Here is a 6,252-nt window from a genome sequence, read left to right as displayed (position 1 = left end):
GACTTGATAGGAGCCTGACCAAAGAGTCCCGTCACTGTGTTGTCCGCCGTCCCGGCCGGTGCGTGGTCACCTGTCGAAGGGATAACCAGTGTCCAGCATGACCGAAAACCCACCCGATGTCAGCCTCGCCGTCATTGCAGGCATCGATACTCACAAAGACACCCACCACGCGGCGATCATCGACCACCTCGGCCGCAAAATCTGCGACCGAGAGTTCCCGGCAACCGGCGCCGGCTACCGCGCACTGCTGGCATGGTTGATCGGGACCGGCATCGTCGTCCGAGTCGGAATCGAAGGCACCGGAAGCTACGGCTCCGCGCTGACCACGGTCCTTCTCGCAGCGGGCCTCGAGGTCGTCGATGTCGACCGCACCGACCGCCGCTCGCGGCGCTTTCACGGCAAATCCGATCCGCTCGATGCTTACAGTGCTGCTCGCATCGCTGCCGCCGGGCTGGCTCGCACGATCCCGAAGACCCACGACGGGGACGTCGAGGCAATTCGGTTCCTGCACAACGCTCGTCGCTCCGCGGTGAAAGCTCGCGCCGAAGCGATCACAGGTCTCAAATCTGCCGTCGTCAACGCACCCGAACCGATTCGAGAACAGCTCCGGGGTCTGACAACAGTCGCATTGATCGACGCATGCGCAGCACTGCGCCCGACCGCCGTCACTCCAGGTGCACTGACCGCGGCGATCAAGACTGCACTGCGGTCGGTGGCGCGACGGATCCAGCTCCTCGACACCGACATCAAAGCACTCGACAAAAACCTCGCAGTGCTCATCGACGATGCCGCCGAAGACCTCGTCGGCCGGTTCGGGGTGGGCTACGAAACAGCAGCACAGTTGCTGATCACCGTCGGTGACAACCCCCACCGCGTCAGCTCCGAAGCAGCATTCGCCAGCCTCTGCGGCGTCGCACCCATACCCGCATCGTCGGGCAAAACCACCCGCCACCGACTCAACCGCGGCGGCAACCGGCAGGCCAACCGAGCGTTACACGTCATCGTCATGGCCCGCCTCAAATACGACACCCGCACCCAGCAATACCGCGACCGACGACTCGCTGAAGGCAAGAGCAAACGCGACATCATCCGCTGCCTCAAGCGAGCCGTCGCCCGCGAAATGTTCCAACATCTCACCCAGAAAACTGCCACTTGACACTCATAGGAGCATCACATGCGGCGAAGCCGCTCACTCGTGCGGAACGACGACCACCGGCACCGGGGCAGCACGCAGAATCTTGGCGGCACTCGAGCCCAGGAACACCCGCTTGGGGATCGCCAGCCGACTCGAGCCGAGCAACAACACATCACCCGGTTTCCACTCGAGGTTGCCCACGGCCTCGTCCAGTGTCGACCCGTCGGCCACCACGGATTCCAGGCCTTCGATGCCGGGGAGCGTGCGGGCCGCGAGTTCCAGATTCTCCTGTGCGGCAGCGACTTGCCGTCGACGCGTGTCCAGTGAAGTCTCGTCGCTCGGGGTTCCGGTCGATTCCAGAGAGACCAGCGAGACCAATCGAAGAGGCACGTGCGCAGCGCTGGCGAGAGTGAAAGCGAACGGCAACGGGTTCGGGGCGGATGACCGGGTTGGGACGGCGACGGTGAGATCGGTGATCGGTGCGCTGCAGAGCCGGTAACCCCGAGGGGCAAGTGCCAACGGAACTTCCGAGGCGTGCAGAAGCTGACCGGCGACCGAGCCGATCGAATGTCGGTTCAGCAGGCCGTCACTGGCACCGCCGACAACGATCATGTCGGCATCGGAGTTCACGGCGAAGTCGATCAGGGCGCGGGCGAACGACTCGTGGCCGATCACGTGCGTGGTCACCTCGATACCCGACGGGACCTGGGCGGCCGCGTCGTCCACCCAGCCCCTCGCCTTGGCCTCGAGGATCTTTCGATACGGTCCACTGCCTTCCATGACAGGTTCGTCGACGGCCATGACCAGCACGATGTCGATGGACGCGTCGAGGGCGCGGGCGAGGGCGGTGGCCAGGGCTACGCCGTCGTCGCCGCTCGGGGTGGCGAGGTAGCCGACGGTGATCTTCATGAGTTTCGGTCCTTCTCTTCTAGTAAGTGTCCGGAACCTTGACTTCGGTGGACGCGGTGAGTGTTTTGCCCTGGAAGAAATCCTTATTACCCACGAAGCACAGCAGCATCAGGGGGATTCCGAGTACAAGCATGCCGACACCGAGGACGAATACTCCGCCGATCGCACCGTAGACGGTGTAACCGTAGTCGGGCTTGATCATGTCGACTGCGCTCTGCACGAACGCCCACGTCATGGACAGCCCGCCGAGAAGTGGAAAGATGCCGCGCATGAACAGGTTTCGGGCGGACGAGAACAGTGTCCGACGGAAGTACCACGTGCACGCGTAGGCGGTGATGCCGTAGTAGAACGCGACCGCGAGCCCGAGCGATGCCACCGAATCCTGCAGCGCGTTGGCGCTGACGAAGGTGAGCACAAGGTAGAACATCAGGGCTGCGGCACCCATCACGAGCGTGCCGAAGCCGGGCGTCATGTACTTGGGGTGCACGCTGGCGAACCGCTTGGGAATTGCCTCGTAGACGGCCATCGACAGTGTTCCGCGGGCCGTGGGCAGGATGGTCGTCTGTGTAGAGGACAGCGCCGAGATGGACACCGTCAACAACAGCAGCGACGCGACGATCGAGCCGGCGACCGGATCGCCGAGAATGGTGAGCACATCGTCGACGTTGTCCGGGTTGTTCAGACCGATACCCGTGTCTCCGAACCCGGCGAACGACTGCACGGCGTATCCGACGAGCACGTAGGTCGCGACGAGAATCAGCGTGGTGATCACTGCGGCTCGTCCCGGCGTCTTCTCCGAGTCCTTCGTTTCCTCGCCGACGGCAAGGCAGGCATCCCATCCCCAGTAGATGAAGATGCACAGGATGATGGCCTGGGCCGCGTCGGACATCGTCACCCCGGTGGGCACCAACCAGCTCCATTGCGGCGTGATGGCCTGCGGACCGGCCGTACCCGTCCCCACCTTGACCAGTGCCGTCACCGACACTCCGATGAGTACGCCGAACTGGACGACCAGCAACACGTTCTGCATGCGTTCGCTGATGAGGATGCCGCGAAAACTGACGTAGGTCATCGCGACGATGAAGAACGAACCGAGGGCGACCTTGGCCGCGGTGGACTCCGCCAAGTCCGACAGGCCGAGGAACTCGAACAGGTAGATGGCTGCGATCTCGGCGACGTTGGCCAGCACGATGATCGCCGAGACGGCCAGCCCCCACCCGGCCATCCAACCGACCCAGGGCCCGAAGGCCTTGGTGCCCCAGGTGAACGACGTCCCGCAGTCCGGTGTGTCGCGCCCGAGCTCGCGGTAGGCGAAGGCGGTGAGCAGCATCGGAACGAAGGCGATGAGAAACATCGACGGTGCTTTGTCGCCGACGGCCAGAACGACGTAGCCGAGGGTGGCGGCGAGACTGTAGGCCGGGGCCACCGCCGACAGTCCGATGACGATGTTGCCGACCAACCCGAGCGCGCCGGTGTTGAGTCCCTTGCCCGGAATGGTGTTGGGCGGTTCCGCAATCGACATAGGTCTCTCCGAGGTTCGAGTCGACCGAGGCGTCGGAAGGGGACCCGACAGAATCGGTCGCGTGTGATGGATGAACACTACGATTTCCGTCGCCGATTCGCTGTGTATCGACGGAATAGTTTTCATCGGAGTAACAATGCAACGAAATAGGTCGCGGAAGCGGCGGACGTCGGGGGAATCCGCGGACTCGCCGAGTGGCGATGACAGGCGCGCGTCCGCGCACGACGCGCGCTACCGTCGACACATGAGCACCGCGGAGAACACTCAGTCCTCGATCGGTGGCAGTGCGCCACTCGATCTCGCGTCCATCAGGTCGGCTCCGAAGGCGTTGCTCCACGATCACCTCGACGGCGGACTCCGACCGCAGACCGTGCTCGAACTGGCCGACGAATGCGGATACGACGGGTTACCCGCGACCGACGGTGCCGCTCTGGGGGAGTGGTTCCGCGACGCAGCGGACAGTGGATCGCTCGAGCGCTACCTCGAGACCTTCGCGCACACCGTGGCCGTCATGCAAACCCCCGAGGGGTTGTTCAGGGTGGCGCGCGAATGCGCCGAGGATCTGGCCGACGACGGCGTCGTGTACGCCGAGGTGCGCTTCGCGCCGGAACAGCACCTCGAACGCGGGCTGACCCTCGACGAGGTCGTCACCCACACCCTCGCCGGTTTCGAGGCGGGCATCTCCGCAGCCAAGGTGCGGGGCAAGAACATCACCATAGGCACCCTGCTGACGGCCATGCGGCACGCCGCACGTTCACGAGAGATCGCGGAACTGACGGTGCGTTTCCGTGACCGCGGGGTGGTGGGCTTCGACATCGCCGGGGCCGAGGCGGGCTTCCCTCCCAGCCGCCATCTCGACGCCTTCGAATACATGCGAGCCAGCAACGCGCACTTCACCATTCACGCAGGCGAGGCCTTCGGTCTGCCGTCCATCCAGGAAGCGGTGGCGTTCTGCGGGACCGACCGGCTCGGACACGGAGTGCGGATCACCGACGACATCACCACGAACTCCGACGGCACGCCGTCACTCGGTCTCTTGGCCGCGTACGTCCGCGACACCAGGATGCCGTTGGAGTTGTGCCCCAGTTCCAACGTGCAGACCGGTGCCGTCGAATCGTTGGCGACGCACCCCTTCGATCTGCTCGCACGACTGCGGTTTCGCGTCACCGTGAACACCGACAACCGATTGATGAGCGACACCTCGATGAGCCGAGAGATGGTCAAACTGGTGGATACGTTCGGCTACGGGTGGAGTGACCTCGAGCGATTCACCATCAATGCGATGAAGTCCGCATTCCTGCCGTTCGACGAGCGATTGGCGTTGATCGACGACGTCATCAAGCCCGGCTACGCGGTGCTGATCGGCTGACGAGCGAGCGCGCGGCCGGGCGAGAACGCCCTACTTCTTGCGGAGACGGCTCTCGAACTCTCGCTCGAGGACTCGCCAAGCCTCGGCCTCGACGTCGAACGGTGCGCTCGGGGCCAGCCGATCGGGACTGGGCTCGAGGGTGTACGAGACGTACCAGCCCAGCGGTGTTGACGTGGCGAGGGCCTCGTCCACCGAGCTGTCGCCGGCGAAATCGGCTGCATCGGTGAACAATTCGACGGCAAGATCGAGCTGGTCGACGTCCACCGCGGTGGGCCCGTCGGCAAGGTCGTCGGCAAGTCCGGGCAAGACGTAGACGTTGTCGTCGGTGATCGTGATGTCCAGTGAGCCGTCGATCGCGGCGGTCTGAACATCGGAGTAGGTGCTGACCTGCGCCAGGTCGTGATCGTGATCGTCGGCGAGATAGCGAGCCAGCGAGCGCTCGGACCCGAACACGCTGATGGCGCCACCGCGGCCGAGGAAGACGGGCTTGTCGCCGAGGTAGCACCGCAGGGTGTACAGCGTGTCGTCGGACGTGATGATGCGAATGGGATCGATACCGACGGTGGTCCAGAACGTCTCCTCCGCCGCGGCAGCGGCGATGGGATCTCGGTCGACGTCGTCCTCGTCGCTCTCTGCGTCGTCGTCGTCGGACTCTTCGTCCTCGGTGTCGTCGTCGATGTCGTCCGTTGCGTCGTCTGCATCGACGGCGTTCTCTGCAGCCGCGGTGATCTCCGCGTCGGCGACGGCGACGGCGGCGCTGTCGACGTCGGGGGAGGTCACGATGGAATCGACTGCGTCGAGGACTTCGTCCCAATGCTTCGCCACTGCTGCGCCGATGCGGTCCCACAGCTCGGCACCTTCACGGCCGAGAAAGTTCTCGACGCCACCGGCCACCGCTCCGACGAACGGATTGGTTCCGAAAAAGCTTGTGACGGGCCGTAGTTCGCAGACATCACCGATGGACGAGACGATGTCGAAGGTGGCCTGCAGTTCGGCGAGAACGTCGGCTTCGGGGTCTGCAGCCACCAGCTCGGGCACTGCGACGAGGTCGAACCGATGCAGCTCGTCGGGCTCGAGTTCGTAGGCCGCGAGAGCGGACACCACCGGCCACGACGGGTGGTCGACGAGGTCGTTGTCGTCGTCGGATCGGACGAATGCGGCGAGCTCGGCAACCGTGGCGAATCCGTAGAGATCTTCCTCGTGTCCGAGGAATGCCTCCCATTCGTCGTCGCCTTCTCGCCACTCCGGTGCCCACAGTGTCGAGAAGTCACCGGCGGTCAGACCGAGTTCGATCGGGATGATGTCTCCAGCCATGGC

General features: G+C 64.4%; 5 protein-coding genes. 2 read left to right on the top strand and 3 right to left on the bottom strand.

Annotated elements, in window-relative coordinates:
• The first annotated feature begins 97 nt into the window (after positions 1–97).
• Positions 98–1,156: an IS110 family RNA-guided transposase gene (locus VF34_RS19935; RefSeq protein ID WP_045841982.1), complete on the top strand. Its 1,059-nt coding sequence runs from the start codon at positions 98–100 to the stop codon at positions 1,154–1,156.
• Between the two features lie 33 nt (positions 1,157–1,189).
• Here the strand turns inward: VF34_RS19935 and VF34_RS19930 are convergent, their stop codons facing one another.
• Both VF34_RS19930 and VF34_RS19925 read right to left on the bottom strand, forming a co-directional pair.
• Positions 1,190–2,044 (bottom strand): universal stress protein, encoded by an 855-nt coding sequence (locus tag VF34_RS19930; RefSeq protein WP_032401230.1) that lies wholly within the window; start codon positions 2,042–2,044, stop codon positions 1,190–1,192.
• Between the two features lie 19 nt (positions 2,045–2,063).
• Positions 2,064–3,566, bottom strand: a complete 1,503-nt coding sequence (locus VF34_RS19925; protein ID WP_045841981.1) for an APC family permease — start codon at positions 3,564–3,566, stop codon at positions 2,064–2,066.
• Positions 3,567–3,810: 244 nt separating this feature from the next.
• Between VF34_RS19925 and VF34_RS19920 the strand changes: the two genes are divergently transcribed.
• Entirely contained in the window at positions 3,811–4,935 is a 1,125-nt protein-coding gene (locus VF34_RS19920; RefSeq protein ID WP_045841980.1) for an adenosine deaminase, read from the top strand.
• A gap of 30 nt (positions 4,936–4,965) precedes the next feature.
• Here the strand turns inward: VF34_RS19920 and VF34_RS19915 are convergent, their stop codons facing one another.
• Positions 4,966–6,249, bottom strand: coding sequence for a hypothetical protein (locus VF34_RS19915; RefSeq protein ID WP_045841979.1), 1,284 nt, complete (start codon positions 6,247–6,249; stop codon positions 4,966–4,968).
• Positions 6,250–6,252: the final 3 nt, after the last annotated feature.

The organism is Rhodococcus sp. PML026, assembly GCF_000963615.1.
Classification (GTDB): domain Bacteria; phylum Actinomycetota; class Actinomycetes; order Mycobacteriales; family Mycobacteriaceae; genus Rhodococcoides; species Rhodococcoides fascians.
This window is presented reverse-complemented; position numbering and strand designations above follow the sequence as displayed.